Origin of the sequence: Nonomuraea sp. NPDC047897, from assembly GCF_043204415.1 — a bacterium.
GTDB lineage: Bacteria > Actinomycetota > Actinomycetes > Streptosporangiales > Streptosporangiaceae > Nonomuraea.
This window is the reverse complement of the sequence record NZ_JBIDCC010000005.1, coordinates 104466-127262: the sequence shown is the minus strand read 5'-3', so window position 1 is coordinate 127262 and position 22797 is coordinate 104466. Positions and strand designations below refer to the sequence as shown.

The following is a 22797-nucleotide window of genomic DNA, read 5'->3' as shown; positions in this document are numbered from 1 at the left end:
GATCTACAGCACCGCCGCGCGCACGGTCAGCACGTCGGGCAGGTGGCGGGCGACCAGCGTCCAGCTCTCGCCGTCGTCGCGCGAGCAGTAGACCTCGCCGTCGCGGGTGCCGAAGAACACGCCCGCCTCGGAAGCGGTCATCGCGTCGCGCAGCACCCCCACGTGCACCGGCGACCCCGGCAGGCCCCGGTCGAACGGCCGCCAGCAGCCGCCGCCGTCGTCGCTGCGGTAGACGCGCAGGTGGTGGTCGACCGGGGCGCGGTCGAGGTCGGCCCGCAGCGGCAGCACGTAGACGGTGTCGGGCCGCTCCGGGTGCACCGCGACGGGGAAGCCGAAGTCGGACGGCAGCGACGAGCCGATGTCGGTCCAGGTGCCGCCGAAGTCGTCGCTGCGGTAGACGCCGAAGTGGTGCTGCAGGTAGAGCCGGTCGGGCCGGGAGGGGTGCAGGCTCACCTTGTGCACGCACTGCCCGAACTCGGGGAACTGCTGCCCCTCCGGCAGGAACGGCGCGCGGATGCCGCGGTTGGCCGCCTCCCACGACAGGCCCCCGTCGGCGGTGCGGTAGAAGCCGGCCGCCGACACCGCCACGCCCATGATCCGCGGGTCGGACGGGTGCGGCACGATCGTGTGCAGGCACAGGCCGCCGCCGCCCGGCTGCCACCGCTCCCGGTGCGGGTGCTCCCACAGCCCCTCGACGAGGGTGTAGGTGACGCCGCCGTCCTCCGACCTGAACAGCGCGGCCGGCTCGGCCCCCGCCCACACCACACCAGGCTCCACCGGTGACGGCAGGATCTGCCAGACCCGCTCCAGCGTCACCCCCGTCTTGTCGGGGAACGCCACCGGCGGACGGGACGCCTCCTGCCAGGAACCGCCCAGGTCGTCGGAGTACATCACGGACGGACCGAAATGGCCGTACTCGATGCCGGCGAGGAGGCGGGGAGTGTCACCGCGGGTGTCGATCGCCACGGAGGGCACCCCGATCGTGGCGAACCGGACCGGCTCCATCTCGAACGGCCCGCCGCTGGTCGAGTGGGCGAGGAACAGCCCCTTGCGGGTGCCGATCGCGAGCAGCGCGTCAGTCATGCCCAAGCTCCCATCGCTTCGGGTGCGCCTTGCGGCCATCGTGCCACGCCGGGCGGCCCCCCGCCCGTAACTGGCCGATTCCCCGCCGAGGGGCAGCCGTTTTGCCGAGATTTGACGCCGTCCGGCCGTACCGCTGGGACCGCGACGGTGGACGGCCGGGTAGGCCCCGGATGCGCCCGGGGACTCCCCCCGGGCAACCGGGTGGGGAGGGGCGGTGCGGGTCCTCATCGATCTGACGCGCTGCCAGGGCTACGGGCAGTGCGCGTTCCTGGCGCCGGACGTCTTCACCATGCACGGCGACGAGGCCGTCCTGTACGACCCCGATCCCGACGACGCGCAGCGCGAGCACGTCCTGCGCGCGGCGGCCGCCTGCCCGGTCCAGGCGCTGCACGTGGACCGGATGGCCATGCGGCACCGGACCGCCGCCGGGCCGGAGCCGGGCGGCGACGGCGACGCCTTCAGACGCGACGGCCGCATCGTCATCGTCGGCGCCTCGCTGGCCGGGGCGCGGGCGGCCGCGGTGCTGCGCCGCGAGGGCTTCACCGGCTCGCTCACCGTCATCGGCGACGAGCCGCACCCGCCCTACGACCGCCCGCCGCTGTCCAAGCGCATCCTCACCGGCGGCGTGCCGGCCGAGCACACCCTGCTGCCCCGCCTGCGCCAGGAGATCGGGGCCGAGTGGCTGCTCGGCACAGCGGCGACCGGCCTGGATCTGGCCGCCAGGCGCGTCCTGCTGGCCGACGGCCGCGAGGTCGGCTTCGACCGGGTGCTGATCGCCACCGGCACCCGCGCGCGGCCCTGGCCGGACCCGGCCGAGGCCGCGCTGCGCGGCGTCCACGTGCTGCGCACGATGGAGGACGCGGGCCGGCTGCGCGCGGCCCTGGCCGCCGGTCCGAGCCGGGTCCTCGTCGTCGGCGGCGGCTTCACCGGGTCGGAGGTCGCCTCCGTCTGCCGCGAGCTGGACCTGCCGGTCACCCTCGTCGAACGCGGCCCCGCCCCGCTCGCCGGCGCGCTGGGCGGCGTGATCGGCGAGGTGGCGGCCGGGCTGCAGCGGGCGCACGGCGTGGACCTGCGCTGCGGGGTCACCGTCACCTCCCTGGAGGGCGACGCCGACGGGCGGCTGCGCCGCGCCCACCTGTCCGACGGCGGCGTCGTGGACGCCGACGTGGCGGTGGTCGCGCTGGGCGCGGTCCGCAACGTCGAGTGGCTGCGCGGCTCCGGCCTGGCCGCCGGCGTGTGGGGCGTGGCCTGCGACGCCGGCTGCCGGGCGGTCGACGCCAACGGGCTGGTCACCGACGACGTGTTCGTGGCCGGCGACATCGCGCGGTTCCCGCACCCGGTCTTCCACTACCAGTTCATGTCGCTGGAGCACTGGGGCAACGCGGTCGACCAGGCCGAGATCGCGGCGCACAACATGGTCAGCGACCAGACGCGGCGCTGGCCGCACCTGTCGCTGCCGGTGTTCTGGTCCACCCAGTTCGGGGTGAACATCAAGTCCGTGGGCGTGCCCACCTTCGCCGACGAGATCGTCGTCACCCAGGGGTCCGTCGCCGAGCGGCGCTTCGTCGCCGTGTACGGGCACCGTGGCCGGATGACGGCCGCGGTGACGTTCGACCAGGGCATGTGGCTGGAGTTCTACCGGGGGCTGATCGAGCGGGCGGCGCCGTTCCCGCCGGACTTCCCGCACGTGGACCGGCGGGAGGAACCCCGGCCGGTGCCGGCGCGGGCGCCGGAGCGCATCGTCGCCGCCGCGGGCGCCACCGTGGTGGTGACCGGTCACGACCCGTCCGAACGGCGCGCCTCGCTGGCGCCCGGCCAGTGACCCGAGGAGCTGACACCGTCCATGACGTCCCCGACCGCGTCGCCGAGCGCGTCCCAGAGCGTCTTCCAGCGCATCCTCGACCCGGCCAACCGGGCCGACCCGTACCGGCTCTACCACGAGCTGCGCGAGGTGCCGGTGCGGCGCGAGGCCGACGGCACCTACGTCGTCAGCACCTACCGCGAGATCGTCGAGCTGCTGCACGACCCGCGCATCAGCTCCGACCGGCGCAACCTGGCCCGCCCGCCCGGCGCGGACGCCCTCGCCGACGCCCCGCCGGCGCTCGCGTTCATCGGGCTGGACCCGCCCGAGCACGACCGGCTGCGCCGCCTGGCCATGCGCCACTTCGGGCCGCCGCACACGCCGTACCGGGTGGAGAGCCTGCGGCCGGAGATGAGCGCCATGGTCACCCGGCTGGTCGACGGCCTGGCCGGCCGGCGCCGCGCGGACCTCGTCGACGACGTCGCCTACCCGCTGCCGGTGACCGTGATCTGCCGGCTGCTCGGGGTGCCGCGCGCGGACGAGCCGCGCTTCCACGCCTGGGCCGACGCGATCGTCGAGACGCTCGGGCCGGGGGAGGAGGACCGCGCCGAACGGGAGCGCGCCCGCCTGGAGACCACCCTGCACCTACGCGGCTACCTGCAGGAGCTGGTCGCCGCCCACCGCCGCGACCCCGGCGACGACCTGCTGTCCGGGCTGGCGACGTACGAGGGGCCGGACGGGTCGATGGCGCCGGCCGACGTCGTCGCCACCGCCGGGCTGCTGCTCATCGCCGGGCACGAGACGACGGTCAACCTCATCGCCAACGGCATGCTCACCCTGCTACGCCACCCCGAGCTGCTCAAGCGGCTGCGGAGCGAGCCGGACCTGGTCCCCAGGTTCGTGGAGGAGCTGCTGCGCTACGAGCCGCCCGTGCAGTTCCTGCCCCAGCGGGTCGCGCTGGCCGACATCGAGATCGCCGGGACGACCATCACCGCGGGCTCGCCCGTCGTCCTGGCCCTCGCCTCCGGCAGCCGCGACGCCGCCCACGTCCCCGACCCCGACGTCTTCGACCCCGACCGCCCATACACCGAGCACCTCGGCTTCGGCGGCGGCGTCCACTACTGCTTCGGCGCGGCGCTGGCCCGGCTGGAGACGCAGCTCGCGCTGCGCGAGCTGGCCGGCCGGCTGCGCGCCCCCCGCCTGGTCGCCGACCCGCCGCCCTACCGGCCCAGCGCCACGCTGAGAGGGCCCCGTCACCTGCTGGTGGACTACGACGGCGTGGACCCGGCCACGCCCTGACCCGCGGTCCTGGAGGTGCGGCCCCCGCCCGGACGGCCGTGGCCGACGCCGTTGCCGCCATCAGAGCCTCCCGAGGGGACCGGCGGCTTCAGCCGCCGGGGGAATCGGGAGCGGGAGGGCCGTCAAGGCCCGAGCGTGCCGTGACCTGTCGGGTCTGCGCATCACGGGTCTCCTTCCGGGTTTTGTCGGTGCCTGCCGGTACCGTGGTCGCGTCGTTACCGAGCGTGGGAGGTGGGTGTGCGCAGGTCGTTCAAGTTCCTGCTGCGCCCCACCAGCAGGCAGGCCGCCGCGCTGGCCGCTTGCCTGGAGGATCACCGAATCCTGTACAACGCCGCGTTGGAGCACCGGCGCACCGCCTACGCCAAGGCGGGTGTCACGGTCCGGTACGGCGATCAGTCGGCGGAGTTGAAGCACATCCGCGCCGACGATCCAGATGGTCAGGGCCGGTGGTCGTTCTCGTCCCAGCAGGCCACGCTGCGCCGGCTGGACAGGGCGTTCCGGGCGTTCTTCGACCGGGTCGAGGCCGGGCGCACGCCCGGGTTCCCGCGTTTCAAGGGGCGGGGCTGGTTCGACGCGGTGGAGTGGCCGAAGGACGGTGACGGCTGCCGGTGGGATTCCCAGCCCGAGTATCCGGCCGCGACGTTCGTGCGTCTTCAGGGCGTCGGCCATGTCCGGGTGCACCAGCACCGGGCCGTGAAGGGCCGGGTGAAGACGATCAGCGGGTGAAGCGCGAGGGCTCGCGCTGGTACGTGGTGCTGTCGTGTGACGAGGTGCCCGCGCAGCCGCTGCCCGCCACGGGTGTGGTCGCGGGGATCGACCTGGGTGTCGCCTCGCTGGTCACGACCAGCGACGGCCACCATATCGACAACCGGCGGCGCCTGGCCGCCTGCGCCGGCCGTCTGGCGTCGGCCCAGCGAGATCTCGCCAGGAAGAAGCGCGGGTCCAGGCGTCGCCGTAAGGCCGTGGCCCGGGTGGCGGCGTTGCACGCCAAGGTGCGGCGGCAGCGGGTGGACGGCGCGCACAAGACCGCGCTCGCCCTGGTCTGTGGCTATGACGTGATCGTGCACGAGGACCTGCGGATCGCGAACATGACGCGCTCGGCGTCCGGCACGATCGACGCGCCCGGTCGTAACGTCGCCGCCAAGGCCGGGCTCAACCGAAGCATCCTGGACGCGGGTTGGGGGGGTGTTCCTGACGATCCTCGCGCACAAGGCTGAAAGCGCCGGTCGAGAGCTGATCGCAGTCGATCCCCGCAACACCTCCCGCACCTGCGCCCGCTGCGGGCACGTGGCGAAGGACAACCGCCTCACCCAAGCCGCGTTCGCCTGCACGGCGTGCGGGCACACCGCGCACGCCGACGTGAACGCGGCGACCAACATCCTCAGGGCAGGGCTTGCCCTTCGCCAGGCCGCCCAAGCGGCTTAGCGAGAAGCCGCTCCCTCCAGGGAGCGGAGGAGTCACTGCGTCGGTCCACTACCTCAGAGGTAATCGTGCCGCTTCCCGCCGTCCCGTAACGTACCGGGGCATGGGAGCACTCGCGCTGACAGAGGAGTCCTTCGGCGACCTGCTGCGGTCATGGCGGCAGCGGCGCCGGGTGAGCCAGCTCGACCTGGCGATCGAGGCCGGCGTGTCGGCCCGCCACGTCAGCTTCCTGGAGACCGGGCGGGCCCGGCCGAGCCGCGAGATGGTGATGAGGTTGGCCGAGGAGCTGGAGGTGCCGCTGCGCTACCGCAATAGGCTGATGGTGGCGGCCGGCTTCGCGCCGGTCTTCCCCGAGCGGGAGGTGCGCGCGCCCGAGATGCAGGCGGTACGGCAGGCGCTGGACAAGATCCTGGCCGGCCACGAGCCGTACCCGGCGCTGGTCGTGGACGCCGCCTGGAACCTGGTCGCGGCCAACTCCGCGGCCGCCATGTTCATGGACGGCGTCCCGGCCGAGCTGCTGAAGGAGCCGATCAACGTGATGCGGCTGTCGCTGCACCCCGACGCCATGGGCGGCCGGCTGGTCAACCTGGCCGAGGTGCGCGCCCACCTGCTGCACCAGCTTCGCCGGCAGGCCGAGGCGTCGGCGCACGGCGAGCTGGCCGAGCTGCACGACGAGCTGGCCGCCTACACCTACCCCGGGGTCGACCTGAACGTGGCGCACGTCCCTGGGCCGGCGGACATCCTGGTCCCGCTGCGGATCAGGCACGGCGACCGCGTGCTGTCGATGTTCACCACGATCGCCACGTTCGGCACGCCCGTGGACGTGACGGTGTCGGAGCTGGCCATCGAGACGTTCTGGCCCAACGACGAGGAGACCGCGACGGCCTTCGCCCGCGGGGAGAGGCCCACAGGATGATCCCTGCCGTGGCCCGCCTGTCCTCTTTGTCGTGGCCCGCCTACGCCGGACGGTCGCGGAGGACGAGCCCGCGACGCTGCCCGGTGAAGGCGCCGTCGTGGACGACGGGCTCACCGTCCAGCAGCACGGTCAGCACGCCCGTCACTCCGGGATCGGGCGTGAGCGGGCTGCCGTCATGCCCGATCGTCGCCGGATCGAAGACGACGATGTCGGCGCGGCTCCCCGGAAGCAGCGTTCCCCGGCCGCGCAGCCCGAACTGGCGGGCGGTGAGCGAGGTGGCCTTCCTGATCGCCTCCGGCCAGGACAGCACGTTCAGCTCGCGGACGTAGCGGCCGAGCAGCCGCGGAAAGGTGCCGTAGGTGCGCGGGTGGACCGGCCCGGGGCCGGGCAACGCGTTGTCGGAGCCGATGCCGATCAGCGGGCTGGACATGATCTCGCGCACGTCTGCCTCCGCCATGGCGGAGATGACCATCCCCGCCGCCGGATCGCGGGCCAGGACCTCGCAGAGCACGTCGAACGGGTCCCGGTCACCGGCCAGCGCGGCAAGGGTGCGGCCGGACACCGCCGGATCGGCGTGCGCGGTCACCAGGATCCCGTCGGGCTCGGCCTCGCCCCAGATGCCGTCGCCCGGCTCGCCGCCGCCGATCTGCTCGCGCAGGCGGCTGCGGAAGGCCGGATCGGCCAGCCGGTCCGGCAGGCCGGCCGGGCCGCCATCCAGGGCGCTGTCCGGGAGCAGCGCCGCCAGCATCGTGGCCGCCGCGGTGTAGGGATACACATCGCCCAGGGCGTCCACGCCCGCGCGCCGGGCCGCCGCGATGCGCGCGAGCAGCTCCCCGGCACGGCCGTGGTTCTCACGACCGGCGAGCTTGCAGTGCGACACCTGCAGGCGCAGCCGGCCCGCCCCGGCAACCGCCACCGCCTCGTCGATCGCGTCGAGCACGCGCCTGCCCTCGTCGCGCAGGTGCGTGGCGTAGACCGAGCCGTACGGGGCGGCGGCCCGGGCGAGCGCCTGCAGCTCGGGCAGATCGGCGTAGCAGCCCGGCGGGTAGATCAGTCCGGTGGAGAAGCCGATGGCCCCGGCCTCGAAGGCTTCGACGGCGAGCCGTGTCATCCTGTCCAGCGCACCCGGCGCCAGCGCCTTGCCGGGTCCGTTGGCCGTCAGCCGCAACGTGCCGTGCCCCACGAGGTAGGCGACGTGGTTGACCGGCCGGGCCCGCTGTACCGCGTCGAGGAACGCGCCGAATCCCATCGGCCGCACCTCGACGCCGCGCACGACGTCGTGCAGCGCCGCGGCGAGCAGGCCGGCGGCCGGCCCGTCCGCCGGGGCGAAGCTGATGCCGCAGTTGCCGTTGATCTCCGTCGTGACGCCCTGCAGCAGCTTGAAGGGCTGCGGTTCGGGCATGAACGCGGCCAGGTCGCTGTGGGCGTGGGCGTCCACGAAGCCGGGAGAGACGAACAGGCCGTCGCAGTCGAGGACCCGCGCGCCGGACGGCACGTCCACCGGGCCGACCTGCCGCACCAGCCCGCCGGAGACGAGCACGTCGGCCGGGACGCCCGGCGAGCCGAGCCCGTCGAAGACGGTCCCGCCTCGCAGCACGACGGTCATGGCGTCCTCCCGGTGACCCAGCGCACGATCTGCCTGCTGTAGTCGACGCGGTTCGACGGTCGCCCGTCCGCGAGGAACTGGTGGGACTCGTCCGGATACAGGACCATCTCGGTCGGCACTCCGAGGGTGCGCAGCGCGGTGAACCACTCCTCGGACTGGCCGACCGGGCACCTGTCGTCGTTGACCGCGTGCACCAGCAGGGTCGGCGTGCTCACCTGGTGCACCCGCTCGATCGGAGACTGCGCGCGCAGCAGCTCAGCGCCCGCGTAGACGTCGCCGCCGAACTCCAGCGAGGCGAAGACCAGGGCGTCGTCCGAGCTGCCCGCCATGCTGAGCAGGTCGGTGACCGGACCGCCGGCGACCGCGGCGGCGAAGCGGCCGGTGCGCGTGGTCAGGTGGCAGGTGGTGAAGCCGCCGTAGCTGTAGCCGCAGACCGCCAGCCGGTCGGGGTCGGCCAGCCCTTCGGTGACGAGCCGCTCGACGGGTTCGAGGAAGTCCCGCTCGTCGCCGATGCCCCAGCGGCCGACGCTGGCGGCGTAGAACTCCTCGCCGTAGCCGTCGCTCGCGCGGACGTTGAGCAGCAGCACGGTCCAGCCCTGCGCGGCCAGGAGCTGGTGGTAGGGGTGGGCGGGTTCGAGGTTGGGGGCCCAGGCCAGGTGCGGCCCCCCGTGGGCGTCCAGCAGCAGCGGCCCGGCGCCGGTGGTGGCGGGGTCGCGCACGATCCAGCCGTGCACGACGGTGCCGTCGCTGACGGTGAACTCCCGCTCCTCCGGCTGGATGAACTCCACGTCGGGCAGCGCCCGGCGGGTGTGGTCGGTGAGCTGCCTCGCCTCCCCGGTGCCGAGGCCGATCAGGGAGATCTCGCCGTGCGAGACGCCGGTGACGGTCACGGCAGCCGCGAGGTCGCCGGCCAGGGACAGGCCCGCGACGCTGGTGCCGGGTGGCAGCGGAACCGGGTCCGTACCCCGGTACAGGAGTGTGCTGCCCCGGTCACGGACACAGAACACGACCGTGCCGTCCGCGGCGAACTGCGGTGTGCCGCCCGGCCACTCCGGGCCGCCGGGCATGACGTTACGGTCCAGCGCCCCGGCGAGGTCGGCGGGTTCGCCGCCGTCCAGGGGCAGGCGCAGGAGCTGGACGTGGCCGATCCTGACGGCGGTGGAGCCGGTCGCCAGCAGGGCGCTCGCGTCGGGGAACCAGCTCACCCCGCCGATCCAGCCCTTGCCGTCGCCCACGGCCCGGGTGAGCCCGGTCTCGACGTCGACGACGTGGACGCCGGAGGTGAGGGTGAGGTCGGCGTCCGGTCCGGTGGCCGAGGCGTAGGCCAGGAGCCTGCCGTCGGGCGACCAGGCCGGATCGCCCGCGTCCCACTCGCCATCCGTGAGCTGCCGCACGCCGCCGTCGGCGAGGTCGAGCACGTGCACCTGCATGCGGGCGCGGACCCGCAGCCCCACGCCGTCGGCCTTGTGGCCCAGCCGCCGGATCACGACCGGTCCGGTCAGCGGGGCGACGGCGACCGGAGCGCTGAACGCGATGCGCAGGCCGTCGGGACTCCAGCGTGGGGCTCCGGCGCCCATCGGCAGGTCGGTGACCTGACGCGGCTCGCCGCCGGCCGCCGGGATCAGGTGCACCTGTGACGGCCCGTCGCCGGAGCGGAGGAAGGCGATGCGTGAGCCGTCCGGGGACCAGGCGGGCGCGGTGTCCGCCCAGCCGGTGGTCAGGGGGGTCGGCGCGGCTCCGGGAGCCGTGCCGACCGACCACAACGCCCTGCGGTTGCGGTCGGCCTCGCGATCGGCGGTGCGCAGCACGTAGACCACCCGGGAGCCGTCCGGGCAGAGCGCGGGAGAGCTGGGGATGGCGAAGGACCACAGGTCGTCGAGCCGGAGCCGCCGCGTCATGCCGCACCTCCGGCGCGCACGAAGACCCGGCCCGCGAGGCGCAGGCCGAACAGCTCGCCGCCTGCCGTACGCAGGAACGTGAGCGGCTCGTCCCGCCACGGCCCGTCCAGGACGGCGAAGTCGTCGGTGGCGGCCTGACCGGCGCCCATCGTCAGCGGCTCGTCGACGTGCGCGCTGGTGAACCGCAGTCCGAGTGTGCCGGATCCGGCCGTGACCTCGACGCGCGCGTTGTCGTCCGCCCGTTCGGGTGTGCTGTAGAGACCTGCGAAGGAGGTCAGCGTCGTCGCGTCCACGTGCTCGTCCAGCTTTCTGTCGGGTTTGCGGAGTCCGGCCAACTCGGCGAGCAGGTGATCGGAGACGGCCCGGTGGACCGACTGGCCGTCGTCGGCGTTCGTGAGCACCACGACGGCAAGCCCGGCTTCGGGCACGAAACGGCAGACCGTGGCGGTGCCGCGCAGGCTGCCCTCGTGGTAGACCGCGCGGGCGGAGCCGAAGTGGTCGACATGCCAGCCCAGGCCGGTCGAGGCGAACCCGGAACCGATGGGCACGAGCTCGCCGATCATGCGTTCTCGGGTCTTCGCGGTGAGCGGTCCGTGCGCGTCCAGGGCGCCGAGCCACCAGCGCAGCCAGACGAGCTGGTCCCTGGCCGAGGAGATCAGCCCGCCCGACGGGTTGACGCCGCGGGGGAGCAGCCACGCGTCCTGTGCCGGCCGCGCGCCGCCGTCCGCCGCCCGGACGTGCCCCGCCGCCGCGGGGGCGGAGATGACGCGCTCGGCGAAGAAGGTCGAGTGCGCCATGCCGAGCGGCTCCAGGATGACGCGCTGGACCACCGACTCGTACGGCTCGCCGTACACGACCTCGACCAGCCGCCCGGCGACGTCCAGCCCGGTGTTGCCGTAGGAGAAGGTGGTGCCGGGCGGGAGGACCTGCGGCAACGTCTCGAAGGCGGCGACCTGGGCGGCCAGGGCGTCCTCGCCGCGACTGTCGATCAGGTCGGGTTCGTCGCCGAGCCAGCCGGTCTGGTGGATGAGCAGGTGCCGGACCGTGGTGTTCTCGGTGGCCTCCCGGTCGGCGACGCGGAAGCCGGGCAGGTAGTGCCGCACGGGCATGTCCAGGTCGACGGCGCCGGACTCCACCAGAGTCATGACGGCGGTGGCCGTGAAGGGCTTGGTCATCGAGGCGACCGGGATCCGCGTGTCCGGCAGGAAGGGCAGCTCCGGTTCCCGGCGGGCCAGCCCGTAGGAGCCGTGCCAGTGGTGGCCGCCGTACGACACCGCCACCGAGCAGCCGGGGACCCTGTGGTCCGTGAGCGCGGTCACCACGATGCCGTCGAGATCGACGGGCAGGGAGTGGGGTGCGTTCAGCGCGGAAGGGGTTGGTGACACGTGGTCTCCTGGTTGCGGGTGATCGGGCAGGCGGCTCGGTGGGCGGCCGCTCCGGCCACGGCGAGCAGGGCCGGGTCGGTGCGCGTGCACGCGTCGATCGCGATCGGGCAGCGGGGGTGGAACCGGCAACCGCCGGGCACATCGGCCGGGTCCGGCGCGTCCCCCGCGGGGATGCCGACGTCCCGGCGGGTGCCGCCGGCGCGGGGGACGGCGGCGACGAGGGCCCTGGTGTAGGGGTGGGACGGGTTGCGCACCACCTCGGCCGCCGGACCCTCCTCGACGACGCGGCCCAGGTACATGACCGCGATCCGGTCGGCGTGGTGCGCGGCGGTGGACAGGTCATGGGTGATCATCAGGATGCCGAGCCCGTCCCGCCGCAGCTCGTCGAGGACGCCGAGCACGCCTGCCCGGACGGAGACGTCGAGCATCGAGACGGGCTCGTCGGCGATGAGCAGGTCGGGCCCGAGCACCAGAGCCGCGGCGATGGCCGCACGCTGGCGCTGTCCGCCGGACAGCTCGTGCGGGTAGCGGCCGGCGAAGGTCTCGGCGGGCGTCAGCCCCGCGCGTTCGAGGGCGGCGAGCACCAGCTCGCGGCGCCCGGCGCGGGTGCCGACGCGGTGCACGACCAGCGGTTCGGCCACCGACCGTCCGATGCGGAATCGTGGATCCAGGGACTCGTAGGGGTCCTGGTAGACGACCTGCATGTGGCGGCGCACGGGCTTGAGCGCCCGGCGGCCGAGGGCGGTGATGTCCTGGCCGCGGAAGCGTACGGTGCCCGTGCTGGGATCGACCACCCGCAGGACGGACTGCGCCGTGGTGGTCTTGCCCGAGCCGGATTCCCCGACGAGGGCCACCAGCTCCCCGGCGCCGACGGTGAACGAGACACCGTCGACCGCGCGGACCACCCGCCGCGGGGCGCGGCGCAGCGCGCCGACCGGCCCGCGGGGGAGCGGGAAGTGCGTGGCCAGCCCGTCGACGTCGAGCAGCGTCGTCATCGGCCCTCTCCGATCAGATGGCATTCGGTGATCCGCCCGGTGGCGACGGTCACGGGCAGGGGGGTTTCGGTACGGCACCGCGCGTCGGCCCGGCCGCAGCGGGGCGCGAACGAGCAGCCGCACCACTCCTCGTCGAGCCGCGGTGGCGCGCCCGCGATGGACGCGCCGGTCCCGGTCTGGTCGATGTCGGGCGCGGCGGCGAACAGCGCGCCCGTGTAGGGGTGGCTGGGGGTGCTCGTCAGCGCGTCGACCGGGCCGCTCTCGACGACGCGTCCCGCGTACATGACCGCCGCGCGGCCGCAGACGTAGCTCACCACGGGCAGGTCGTGGGTGACCAGGACGACGGCGAGGTCCAGCTCCCGGCGCAGCCGGTCGAGCAGGTCGAGCACCTGGGCCTGGACGATCACGTCGAGCGCCGTGGTCGGCTCGTCGGCCAGCAGCACCTTGGGCCGGCAGGCCAGGGCCATCGCGATGGCCGCGCGCTGCCGCATGCCGCCGGAGAACTGGTGGGGGTAGCGGTCGGCCCGGTCGGGGTGGATGCCCACCAGCTCCAGAAGTTCCCGCGCGCGCCGGATGGCTGCCTTGCCCTCCGCGACGCGGTGCAGCCGCATCGGCTCGGCGATCTGCTCGCCGATGGTCGCGACGGGGCTGAAGGCGTTCATGGCGCCCTGGAAGACCATGGCGATGTCGGTCCACCGGTGCGGGCGCATACCCGCCTCGCCGCCGGCGAGGATGTCCTGCCCCGCGATCCGGACCTCCCCGGACACGGTCGCCGAGGGCGGCAGCAGCCCCATCATGGCCAGGATCGCGGTGGTCTTGCCGCAGCCCGACTCGCCGACCAGCCCGAGCCCCTCGCCGGCGGCGAGGGTGAGATCGAGGCCGCGCAGGGCGTGCGCCCGGCCGCCGCGCTCAAGGTCGAACCAGACGTGCAGATCGCGGGTCTCCAGCAGCGGGGTGTTCATCGGCGTTCGCCTCCCGTCACGACGCGGAACGTGCGCACCGACAGGTGTCCGCTGCGCAGTCGCGGGTTGAGATGGTCTTCCAGCGCGCGGCCGATCAGCGTGCACGCGAGGATGAGGAAGCCGACCGCCAGGCCGGGCGGGACGATCGCCCACCACGCGCCCCGTGAGACGGCCTGCCCGGTGAAGGCGTTCTGGATCAGCCGGCCCCAGGAGATCGCGGCCGGATCGCCGAGGCCGAGGAAGGCGATGGCGGTCTCGACCAGGATGGCGTTGCCGACCGCGAAGATCGCGAGGGTCAGCAGCAGCGGCACGACGTGGGGGAGCACGTGGGTGGCGATGACGCGCAGGCTGCTCGCGCCGATGGTGAGCGCCCGCTTGACGTAGGCGCGCTCGCGCACGCTCAGCGCCTCGGCACGCACGACCCTGGCCAGGCGCGGCCACGAAAGCAACCCGATGATCAGGATGACGCTCGTCATGCTGCGTCCCCAGAGGGCCGCGATGATCAGCAGGAGTGGAATGTCCGGGATCACCAGCATGTAGTCGGTCAGCCGCATCAACACGGCGTCGGTCCGGCCGCCCGCGTAGCCGGCGGCCAGCCCGATGGCGCCGCCGACGACCACGGCGATGAGGGCGGCGGTGAACCCGACGAGCAACGACGTCCGCGCCCCCCACAGGAGCAGGGTCACCATGTCGATGCCCGCGTCGTCCAGGCCGAGCGGGTGCGGCAGGGACGGCGGCTGGTAGACCGCGCCGACCTTGTCGCGGCTGCCGTACGGCGCGATCAGGGGTGCGAGCACCGCCCCGATCACGATGGCGGCGAGCACGGCGCCGCCCAGTGCGCCGCCGGTGTGCCTGCGCAGTACGCTCATGTCCTGATCCTCGGGTCGAGCTTGAGGTAGAGGAGGTCCGCCAGCAGGTTCGCCAGCACGATCGCGACGGTCAGCAGGAGGAACCCGCCCTGAAGCACGGCGTAGTCGCGGTTCTGGACCGCCTCGTAGAGCGCCAACCCGATGCCGGGGTAGGAGAAGACGGTCTCCACCAGGAGCGAACCGGCGACGATGTACCCGAAGGTGAGGAAGACCAGGGTGGCGATCGGCAGCAGCGAGTTGGGCAGCGCGTAGCGGCGGACGATGCGCCACCTCGACAGGCCCTTGGCGCGGGCGGTGAGGATGTAGTCCTCGGCCAGCGCGCCGACCAGGGCCGAGCGCGTGATGAGCGCCCACGAGCCGGACCAGGCCAGCCCGATCGCCAGCGACGGCAGCACCATGTGTTCCAGCCGGTCGGCCGCCACCTCGAACCAGGAGGGGTCGGTGAAACGCAGGTAGGGATCGGCGACTCCGCCGGTCGGCAGGATGCCGCCGAACAGCAGCAGGAGCATCAGGCCGATCCACTGGATGGGCAGCACCGACAGGAACATGGAGGCCGACAGCGGGGCCCAGTCGGCCGCGGTGCCGCGCCGCCAGGCCGAGACCACGCCGATGAGCAGGCCGAGCGCGAGTCCGAGCGCCAGCCCCAGGCCCACCATGGGCAGGGTGTCGGCCAGCGGGCCCGACAGTTCCTCCCAGACCGGTCGCCTGGTCTGGAAGGAGTAGCCGAGGTCGCCGCGGAGCAGCGCGGTGACGTAACGGACGAACTGCTCGGCGAGCGGGCGATCGAGGCCGAGCTCCCCGCGCAGGTAGTCGCGGAACTCGGCGCTGCACGTACGGCACATCTGGTACTGCGTGGAGGCGTCACCGGGCGCGGCCCGGAACAGGACGAAGTTGATCGTCGCCGCGGCGGCGATGGTGACGACCGCGGATCCCACCCGCCTGATGAGGTATTCGCCGCGGTTCATCGGCTCACTGGCCCCGGTGGATCTGGGTCCACAGGTCGGGACCGAACCGGTCGGTGTCGATGCCGTTCCATCCCTTGGCGACCACGTGCACGGTCTCGGAGTGGTAGAGCGGCAGCACGGCTCTGGACTGGCTGACGAGCATCTTCTGCAGCGTCCCGACGGCGGTGGTCCGCTCGGCGCGGTCGAGCATGCCGCGCTGCTTGGCCAGCAGCGAGTCGAAGTCCTTGTCGCAGTAGCCGGCGAAGTTCACACTGCCCCAGCTGGAGCAGCTGTAGATGCGGAGCATGCCTCCCGGGTCCGGCGCCTCGGTCCAGTAGGAGAAGGCCAGGTCGAAGTCCAGGTACTTGCCGTCGGGCCCGGTCACTGCCGCCGTGTAGTCGGGCGCGATGTCCGGCTTCAGCTCGATGCCGACCTCGGCCAGGTTCTTCTGCAGGATCTCGGCGACGCGGGTGATCTCCTCCCAGACGACGACGGAGTAGGCCATCCGGTCGCCCTTCGGGGTCACGCGCACGCCGTCGGTGCCCTTCTTGTAGCCGAGCTCGTCGAGGATCGCGTTGGCCCGTGCCGGGTCATGGGGGTCCGGCTGCAGGTCAGCGGGGATCCAGGCGTCCAGGAAGGGCGCCAGCAGGCTGCGGCCGGGCTTGCCGTACCCGTTGAGCGCGACCTCGACGAGCTCGTCGCGGTCGATCGCGAGGGAGACGGCCTCGCGGACCTTGGGGTCCAGCAGCTCGGGGTTGCCGGACTTCTTGGGGTTGGAGTTGATGTTGAGCAGGGCCACCTCCTGGGAGGGTGAGGTGACCACCTCGACGCCGGGCGTGCTCTTGACCGAGGCGGCCACGGTGGATCCGCCGCCGTAACCCCAGGTCACGTCGCCCGCCCGCAGGGCCTGCGAGAGGCCCTCGTCGTTCTGGAACACCCGCAGGCCGACGGCCTGCACGCGCGGGGCGCTGCCGTAGTAGCCCTTGTTCGGTTCGAAGATGGTGGTGCCGTCGGCCTGGAACTCGGTCATGGTGAAGGGGCCGCCCGCCACCACCGGCAGCTTGTCCTCCGGCTTGAAGGCGAGGATCTTGGAGCCGTCACCGCCGGCGTGCGGCTCGTACACGTGCTTGGGCAGGACGTGGAAGTTGGCCAGCAGGGTGAGCACCGTGTCGGCGACCGGCTCGGTGTAGGTCATCACCAGCGTGCGGTCGTCGGTGGCCTTGACGCTCTCCACCCCCTCCAGGGCGAACGAGACCAGCCCGGCGGCCTTGTCGGCGTGTTCGAGGATGAAGGTCGCGGTCCAGGCGGCGTCGTGCGCCGTCATCGGCCTGCCGTCGGACCAGGTGCCCGGCTGCAGGTGGAAGGTGTAGACCTTGCCGTCGCCCGACACGTCCCACTTGCTCGCCCAGGCGGGCTTGAGCTCGGTGCCGTCGAGCTGGACGAGCGCCGGATAGATGAGCTGCCGGGCGATCCACGAGCCGTAGAGGTTGTCGGCCAGCGGGTTGAGCGAGGTGAGCTTTCCCAGCGAGGCGGTGACGCCGACGCTGAGGATGCCGGAGGCGGTCTGGGGCTTCTGCGCGGCGGGGGTGCTGCTTCCGCAGGCGGTGGCGACCGTGGCCGAGATGGCCAGTCCGCACCACAGCAGGGATGCGCGGCGGGTAGTGATCATGGTTCTCCCCTTGGTGACGGGGTCGTGACGGGGTCTGTCGGCTGTCGTCTCTCACAGCCAGCCGAGGGGGCCCGCGGCCTTGACGTTGATCCGGACCGCGGGCTCGTGAAGGTAGGACAGGGGTGTCTCGGTGATCTCGATGATCTGCACTGTTTTGGGGTCGGCCCCAGCCTGGATGGCTCGCCGTGTCGCCTTCTCGCCGGCCTCCTCGATCGCCTTGCGCCTGCCGGCTCCGGCTGGTGCGAGAGTCTCCCACCTGCCGCTGACCAGCGCGATGGCGGCACCCACGGCGTTGGCCACGTCGGCGTGGTCGGGGCGCAGCACCTTGGCCGCCCCGGCGAGCCGGTCGGGCACCAGGAACGCTCCACCGCCGACGGCGACGACGGGCCGGTCCTTCCTGCCGAGCGACATCTGGTCGACCGCGTCCGCGATGATGCCGTCGGCGACGTCGATCGCCGACCTCAGCAGCGCGCGGATCCCGGAGTCGGGGGGCGGCGCCGTCCCCAGCGCGGCCCGGTCGGCCAGCACGGCCGCGTCGGTGAGTGTGGGCGTGGCGCCGCCGAAGGCCAGCGCCTCCGAGGCGATGCGGAAGCCCACCGAGACGGGGCCGACCGAGGGAGCCTGGGGCGAGCCGCCGACGATCGTGCCGCCGCCGACCGCGACGCTGAGGATGTCCGGCATCCGGAAGTTGGTCCGTACGCCGCCGATGTCGGTGGCGAAGGACGACTCCCGCGGGAAGCCGCGGACCAGCACGCCCAGGTCGGTGGAGGTGCCACCGACGTCGAGGACGATGGCCTCGTCCACCCCGGACAGGAACGCGGCGCCGCGGATCGAGTTGGCCGGGCCGGAGCCGATGGTCAGCACCGGGTAGCGGGAGGCGTAGTCGAGCGCCATCAGCGTGCCGTCGTTCTGCGCGAAGAAGGCCGCGACCTCCAGCCCGCGCTCGGCGAGTACGGCGTCCAGGGCCTGCGTCACCTCGCCCGCCGCCCGGTACAGGGCCGCGTTCAGCACGGTCGCGTTCTCGCGTTCCAGCAGGCCGAGCGAGCCGATCTCGTGGCTCATGGAGACCGCGACGCCGCTGCCCAGTTCGTGCCTGACCAGCTCGGCGACCTCCTGCTCCTGGTCACCGGACGCCGGGCTGAAGATGCCCGTGACGGCCACCGCCTCGGCCAGGCCGGCGACCGAGCCGAGAAAGCGGCGGATGGCCTCCCGGTCCAGCGGCGCGATGGCCGAGCCGTCCACGAAGTGGCCCCCGCCGACCATGATCGATCCGGCGGAGACGGCCGCGACGAGATCCGTGGGCCAGGCCGTCAGCGGGGGGACGGCGGTGCCGGCAGGTGCGCCGAGCCGGACGACGGCCACGCGTCCCAGCCCGCGCCGCTGCAGCACGGCGTTGGTGGCGTGGGTGGTGCCGAGCATGATCCGGCCCACCCGGCGCTCGTCCTCGCCCAGCTCGCCGAGGACGGCCGACAGGGCCTGCCCGACTCCGGTCCTGACGTCGGCGGTGGTCGGCTGCTTGGTGCGGGCGACGATGGTGTCGGCCCGGTCGAGCACGACCGCGTCGGTGTTCGTGCCGCCGACGTCGATACCGATCTTCAGGTCGCGTTCGAGATCAGAGGCCGACATGGGCGAGCTCCTCAACGGGTCGGTAGTCCAGGTGGTAGCCGAAGGCCCGGGGCCCGACGACGGCCAGGCCCTCCGGCGCCCGCCAGAGCGGGTGACACGCCCAGGCCAGCACGGCGACGCGCTGCCCGTAGCGGAGCGTCTCGGTCGAGATCGCCTCGGCGGTCTGCGCGTCGACGACCGTGATCAGATCGGGCACGCTCGCGCGGACCTCGCCGGACTCGAAGACCACCAGGTTCTCGTTCTGGATCTCGATGCGGACCATCCGGCCGCCGTCTGCGCCCGTGCCGTCGACCACGACCGAGCCGCGCACGAAGCCGCCGCCGGTGTTCCGCTCGACCTCGACGATCTTGCCGTCGATGAGGCGCCGCGCGTCGAGCCAGGTGGCCAGGGCCGCCACCGGGTCGCCCACGCCGGCGGCGGTGCTCCGCCCGATGGCCAGGGCGGTGGAGATGCTGCCGTCGATGACGGCGTCGCGGGCCTGGGCGGCGGTCATCAGGTAGTTGGCCATCATCGAGCTGGCGCCGCTGGCGATGCAGACCGCCCGCGCCTGCCGTTCGGCCCACATCGCGTCGATCGGCCGGAGCACCGTGACGTTGCCGACGACGTCGGCCATGACCACGACATCGGAGGTCAGGCCACGCACATGCATGGAGACCATCTGGAGCTCGGGGAAGGCCCGCCCCATGCCGTCCGCGTCGAGCAGGGGCAGGCCCAGGTGAGCCGCCCAGGCGACGGGTTCGACGCCGTTGCTGCCGCCGATCTCGCCGGCCATGATCGCCGCGATCGGCCGCCCGGCGATGCGCTCGACCTCGTCGCGCAGCCGCTTGGGCTGCTCCGCGCTCGCCAGCATCTCGTGCCCCACGGTCGGGGCGCCGATGCTCGACATGGAGACGATCAGCGCGTCGTCCTCCAGGTCGGTCACGCGGACGACCCGGACCGGGCCGTGCTCGCGCAGCGCCTGGAGGGCGCTGGGGATGGCGGTCTCGACCGAGCCGCCGCCACCTGTGCCGAGGATCGCACATCCTCGGGCGAGGGCCGGAAGGTCGTCCTCTGTCAACGGTTCCGGACTGTCACTGGCTGACTGCATGGGTAGATTGTGCGGGTCTGCCCAGCGAATAGCCCATATGGCGCCGCCATAAGAATGTGCCGCAAACTGTCGCCATGCCACAAACCGTTGCCGGGCTGTTGCGCCACCACCTCAGATTCGGCCTCAGACTCCTGGCCGGACCCACCACCGAGACGCCGATCCGGCACGTCGCCGCCGCCGACACGCTGGCCGACCTCGGCCAGGTCCTGCCCGAGAGCCTGATCGTCGTCCTCGGCGCCACGACGGAGCCCATCCCCCACTACGAGATCGACGTGGCGATCCGCCAGGCGACCACCCGCGACGCGGCGGGCCTGGTGTTCGCCGGGCTGCGGAGCCTGCCGCTCACCGCCGTCCGGCTCGCCGAGCGTGCGCACCTGCCGGTCCTCGGGCCGGACACCGGCCGGCAAGCGGGCGAGCTGCTGCTCGACATCGATCGCTTCGTGCGGGGCGGGGCATCGGACACACTGGCCCGCGCCACGTCGGCGATCCGCGCGGTGCTGCGAGCCGCCGACCTGGACGGGCCGGACCCGGTGCGCTCCCTGCTCGACGCGGCGGCCGAGGCGCTGGGCTGCCGGGTCGCCCTGGAAGAGACAGGACCGGTCGACCAGGCCGATCCCGGTGCGGTGATCGTCGGGCGGCACCCGGTGGCGAGGCTGGTGACCGGTCTCGACGATGAGGCGACCCAGGTGGCCATCCCGGCCATCGCCGCCGTCGTCTCCCGGATGCGGCAGCGCGAGCTCAACCACCGCTTCGCGCCCGCGCTCACCCGCGCCGGGCTCATCGTGCAGATGGTGCTGTGCGACCGGGCCCAGCTTCCGCAGCTGGTCGAGCAGGCCTTCCAGCTCGACTTCGAGGTGGAGCAGACGCACGTCGTGGCCTGGCTCAGGATCGAGGACGCGGCGGCGCCGGACGGAGCCTCGCTGGCACGCTCCAGGCAGCTGCTGGAGGAGGCGGAGCTGTCCGCGCTGCAGATCCTGCACTCCCGGCCCGGCACGTGGCACGTGGCGAGGCTGGGCGGTGACCTGGTCATCGTCGGCACGGGGCAGTCGGGCACGCCGCTCCACCGGCAGATGCGCTCAGAGGTCGGGCGGCTGATCGACATCCTGTGCGGGCGCGGGGACATGCTCGTCACCGGCGGGCTCGGCACGCCGCAGGCCGGGCCCGACGGCCTGCGGCACTCGGCGGCGGAGGCCAGGGTGGCCGCCGGCTCGGGAGGCGCCCACGAGCGGCGGGGCACTCTCGTCGAGACCGACGCCACCGGGCTGCGGCGGGTGCTCGCCGACCTCTACTCATCGCCGCTCAGCCGCAGCCTGCTCACCGAGATCCTGGCTCCGCTGGACGCTCTCGGCACGGCCCGCGCACAGGTGGGGGTGACCACGCTGGCGGCCTACTTCGACGCCCAGGGATCGCCCACCCGTGCCGCCGAGGCGCTCCACCTGCACCCCAACGCGGTCGCCTACCGGTTGCGATGGGTCACCGAGGCACTCGGGGTCGACCTCGCCGACCCGGACACGCGCTTCGCCCTGCAGATGGCGTGCCGCATGCGGCTGTTCAACCGTTGAGAGGTACGGCCGGCTCCAGCGGGTCGGTGCACGGGCCGGCCGCGTCCGTCAGCGCTCGTGGACGAACTCCCCGCCCACCATCGTGGCGAGCACCGGCACGTCCGCGATGCGGTCGGCGGGCACGCGCCGCGGGTCCTCACCGAGAACCGTCAGGTCCGCGAGCTTCCCGGCGGTCACGCTGCCCAGCCGGTCGTCCACGCCGCAGGCGCGTGCCCCGCCCATGGTGTAGGCGCGGAGCGCCTCCTCCACGGTGATCGCCTCGTCCGGCCCGACGAGCGCCCCGCCCGAAGAGCGGCGCTCGACCATGAACTGCATGGCACGCAGCGGCGCCCCCACGGTGACCGGGCGGTCCGAACTGCCCGCCAGGGCGACGCCGTGGTCGAGGAACCCCCGGCCCCGGTACATCCACGGGCTGCGCTTCTCACCCATGACACGCGCGTAGTCGTCACCGAAGAAGTAGAGGAAGCTCGGCTGGATCACGGCAGTGAGACCGGCCGCCGCCATGCGGGGCAGTTGGTCGGGCCGCACCAGACCGGCGTGCTCGATCCGGTGCCTGGCCTCGGGGCGGGGCCGGGCGAGCTGGGCGGCCTCCACGATGTCGAGGGCGGCGTCGACGGCGCTGTCGCCGATGGCGTGGATCGCCAGTTGCCATCCCGCGACGTGCGCCCCGATCAGCAGTTCGCGTAGCTCGTCGAGGTCCTCCGCCAGCGCGCCCGCCGTGTCGGTGCCCTCGTAGGGCTCCGTGAGAGCGGCCGTACGTGCCATCATGCCGCCGTCGAGCCAGGCCTTCACAGCGCCCAGCGACAGCCGATCTCCGCCGAAGCCCGAGCGCAGCCCCAGATCGAGCCCTGTCGTGATCCCGTCGGCGGCGTGGTCGGCCAGCGGGTGCAGCACCTCCGATGACACCATCAGCTGCACACGCAGCGGCAGGCGGCCGGTCTCCCACGCCTGCTGGTAGGCGGCCAGCTCGACCGGCGAGAAGGTGCCCAGGCCGGCGCCGATGCCCGCCTCGGCGCAGAAGGTGACGCCCTCGGCGAGGGCCTGCGCGGCGCTGATCTCCAGTGCGTCGACCAGCTCGGAGACGGGGTACGGCAGGCGGGCGTCGCGGGCGACGGCCATGGCGGCCTCCTCCAGCAGGCCGGTGGGCCGCCCGCCCGCATCCCGCACCACGCCGGGGCCGGCCGCCGCGAGCTTCTCGGGCGGCGTGCCGTCCAGGACGGCGCCGGAGACGACGCAGACGTGGCCGGACACATGGCGGACGTAGACCAGGCGTCCGGGCGCCACGCGATCGAGATCGTCCCGAGTGAGATGCGCGCCCAGCGGGCGGTGATCGTAGCCTGTCACGTCGATCCATGCGCCCGGCGCGGCGGCGCCCGCGGCCCGCTCGATCACCTCAAGGATTCCCTCGCGTGTCGTGACGCCGCCGACGTCCGTGGAGCGCATCGCGGTGCCGGTCCACAGCAGGTGCGTGTGGGCGTCCACGAAGCCGGGGAGCACCGTCCTGCCCGCCAGGTCGATCGTGCGGCGGGCCGGGAGCCCCTCGATCCCGGCGTCGACTCCGACGATCCGGCCCTGCCAGATGCCGACGCTGGAGGCGGTCGGGTGGTGGCCGTCCATGGTGAGGACGGTGCCTCCGGTGAGCTTGAGATCCAGTTCCATAGACGCTCCAGGTG

Annotated in this window: 19 protein-coding genes; 7 read left to right on the top strand and 12 right to left on the bottom strand. The window is 73.3% G+C overall.

Annotation, left to right across the window (positions count from 1 at the left end; all coding sequences use genetic code 11):
• Positions 1–3: 3 nt before the first annotated feature.
• Complete coding sequence (locus tag ACGF0J_RS13295; RefSeq protein ID WP_393145228.1) at positions 4–1083, bottom strand: WD40/YVTN/BNR-like repeat-containing protein; 1080 nt, start codon at positions 1081–1083, stop codon at positions 4–6.
• Positions 1084–1297: 214 nt separating this feature from the next.
• On the opposite strand from ACGF0J_RS13295, the gene ACGF0J_RS13290 reads away from it, so the two are divergent.
• From ACGF0J_RS13290 to ACGF0J_RS13265, 6 genes are all read left to right on the top strand, one after another.
• Positions 1298–2905, top strand: coding sequence for an FAD-dependent oxidoreductase (locus tag ACGF0J_RS13290; RefSeq protein WP_393145226.1), 1608 nt, complete (start codon positions 1298–1300; stop codon positions 2903–2905).
• A gap of 21 nt (positions 2906–2926) precedes the next feature.
• A complete protein-coding gene (locus ACGF0J_RS13285; protein ID WP_393145224.1) occupies positions 2927–4183 on the top strand; it encodes a cytochrome P450 in 1257 nt (418 codons plus the stop codon).
• A 237-nt stretch (positions 4184–4420) separates the two neighbouring features.
• The gene (locus ACGF0J_RS13280) at positions 4421–4909 is read left to right on the top strand and encodes an RNA-guided endonuclease InsQ/TnpB family protein (RefSeq protein WP_393145222.1); all 489 of its coding nucleotides are present in this window, start codon (positions 4421–4423) and stop codon (positions 4907–4909) included.
• Positions 4906–5400 (top strand): RNA-guided endonuclease InsQ/TnpB family protein, encoded by a 495-nt coding sequence (locus ACGF0J_RS13275; RefSeq protein ID WP_393145220.1) that lies wholly within the window; start codon positions 4906–4908, stop codon positions 5398–5400. Before ACGF0J_RS13280 ends, ACGF0J_RS13275 begins: the two co-directional genes overlap by 4 nt.
• Entirely contained in the window at positions 5369–5608 is a 240-nt protein-coding gene (locus ACGF0J_RS13270) for a zinc ribbon domain-containing protein (RefSeq protein ID WP_393145218.1), read from the top strand. Before ACGF0J_RS13275 ends, ACGF0J_RS13270 begins: the two co-directional genes overlap by 32 nt.
• A gap of 100 nt (positions 5609–5708) precedes the next feature.
• A complete protein-coding gene (locus tag ACGF0J_RS13265) occupies positions 5709–6521 on the top strand; it encodes a helix-turn-helix domain-containing protein (RefSeq protein ID WP_393145216.1) in 813 nt (270 codons plus the stop codon).
• Between the two features lie 40 nt (positions 6522–6561).
• On the opposite strand, the gene ACGF0J_RS13260 is transcribed toward ACGF0J_RS13265, so the two are convergent.
• From ACGF0J_RS13260 to ACGF0J_RS13215, 10 genes are read right to left on the bottom strand one after another with little or no spacing between them, the layout of a single operon-like run.
• A complete protein-coding gene (locus ACGF0J_RS13260; RefSeq protein WP_393145214.1) occupies positions 6562–8127 on the bottom strand; it encodes an amidohydrolase family protein in 1566 nt (521 codons plus the stop codon).
• Entirely contained in the window at positions 8124–10025 is a 1902-nt protein-coding gene (locus ACGF0J_RS13255) for a prolyl oligopeptidase family serine peptidase (RefSeq protein WP_393145212.1), read from the bottom strand. The genes ACGF0J_RS13260 and ACGF0J_RS13255 overlap by 4 nt, the downstream gene beginning before the upstream one ends.
• Positions 10022–11410, bottom strand: a complete 1389-nt coding sequence (locus tag ACGF0J_RS13250) for a serine hydrolase domain-containing protein (RefSeq protein WP_393145210.1) — start codon at positions 11408–11410, stop codon at positions 10022–10024. Before ACGF0J_RS13250 ends, ACGF0J_RS13255 begins: the two co-directional genes overlap by 4 nt.
• Positions 11386–12405, bottom strand: coding sequence for an ABC transporter ATP-binding protein (locus ACGF0J_RS13245; RefSeq protein WP_393145208.1), 1020 nt, complete (start codon positions 12403–12405; stop codon positions 11386–11388). Before ACGF0J_RS13245 ends, ACGF0J_RS13250 begins: the two co-directional genes overlap by 25 nt.
• The gene (locus tag ACGF0J_RS13240) at positions 12402–13367 is read right to left on the bottom strand and encodes an ABC transporter ATP-binding protein (RefSeq protein ID WP_393145206.1); all 966 of its coding nucleotides are present in this window, start codon (positions 13365–13367) and stop codon (positions 12402–12404) included. Before ACGF0J_RS13240 ends, ACGF0J_RS13245 begins: the two co-directional genes overlap by 4 nt.
• Positions 13364–14236: an ABC transporter permease gene (locus tag ACGF0J_RS13235; RefSeq protein ID WP_393145204.1), complete on the bottom strand. Its 873-nt coding sequence runs from the start codon at positions 14234–14236 to the stop codon at positions 13364–13366. The genes ACGF0J_RS13240 and ACGF0J_RS13235 overlap by 4 nt, the downstream gene beginning before the upstream one ends.
• A complete protein-coding gene (locus ACGF0J_RS13230; protein ID WP_393145202.1) occupies positions 14233–15201 on the bottom strand; it encodes an ABC transporter permease in 969 nt (322 codons plus the stop codon). The genes ACGF0J_RS13235 and ACGF0J_RS13230 overlap by 4 nt, the downstream gene beginning before the upstream one ends.
• Positions 15202–15205: 4 nt before the next feature.
• Positions 15206–16849, bottom strand: coding sequence for an ABC transporter substrate-binding protein (locus ACGF0J_RS13225; protein ID WP_393145200.1), 1644 nt, complete (start codon positions 16847–16849; stop codon positions 15206–15208).
• 51 nt (positions 16850–16900) lie between these two features.
• Entirely contained in the window at positions 16901–18475 is a 1575-nt protein-coding gene (locus ACGF0J_RS13220; protein WP_393145198.1) for a hydantoinase/oxoprolinase N-terminal domain-containing protein, read from the bottom strand.
• Entirely contained in the window at positions 18462–19562 is a 1101-nt protein-coding gene (locus ACGF0J_RS13215; protein WP_393145196.1) for a DUF917 domain-containing protein, read from the bottom strand. Before ACGF0J_RS13215 ends, ACGF0J_RS13220 begins: the two co-directional genes overlap by 14 nt.
• A gap of 74 nt (positions 19563–19636) precedes the next feature.
• On the opposite strand from ACGF0J_RS13215, the gene ACGF0J_RS13210 reads away from it, so the two are divergent.
• Positions 19637–21124, top strand: a complete 1488-nt coding sequence (locus ACGF0J_RS13210; protein ID WP_393145194.1) for a PucR family transcriptional regulator — start codon at positions 19637–19639, stop codon at positions 21122–21124.
• Between the two features lie 48 nt (positions 21125–21172).
• Here the strand turns inward: ACGF0J_RS13210 and ACGF0J_RS13205 are convergent, their stop codons facing one another.
• A complete protein-coding gene (locus ACGF0J_RS13205; RefSeq protein ID WP_393145192.1) occupies positions 21173–22783 on the bottom strand; it encodes an amidohydrolase in 1611 nt (536 codons plus the stop codon).
• Between the last annotated feature and the right edge of the window lie 14 nt (positions 22784–22797).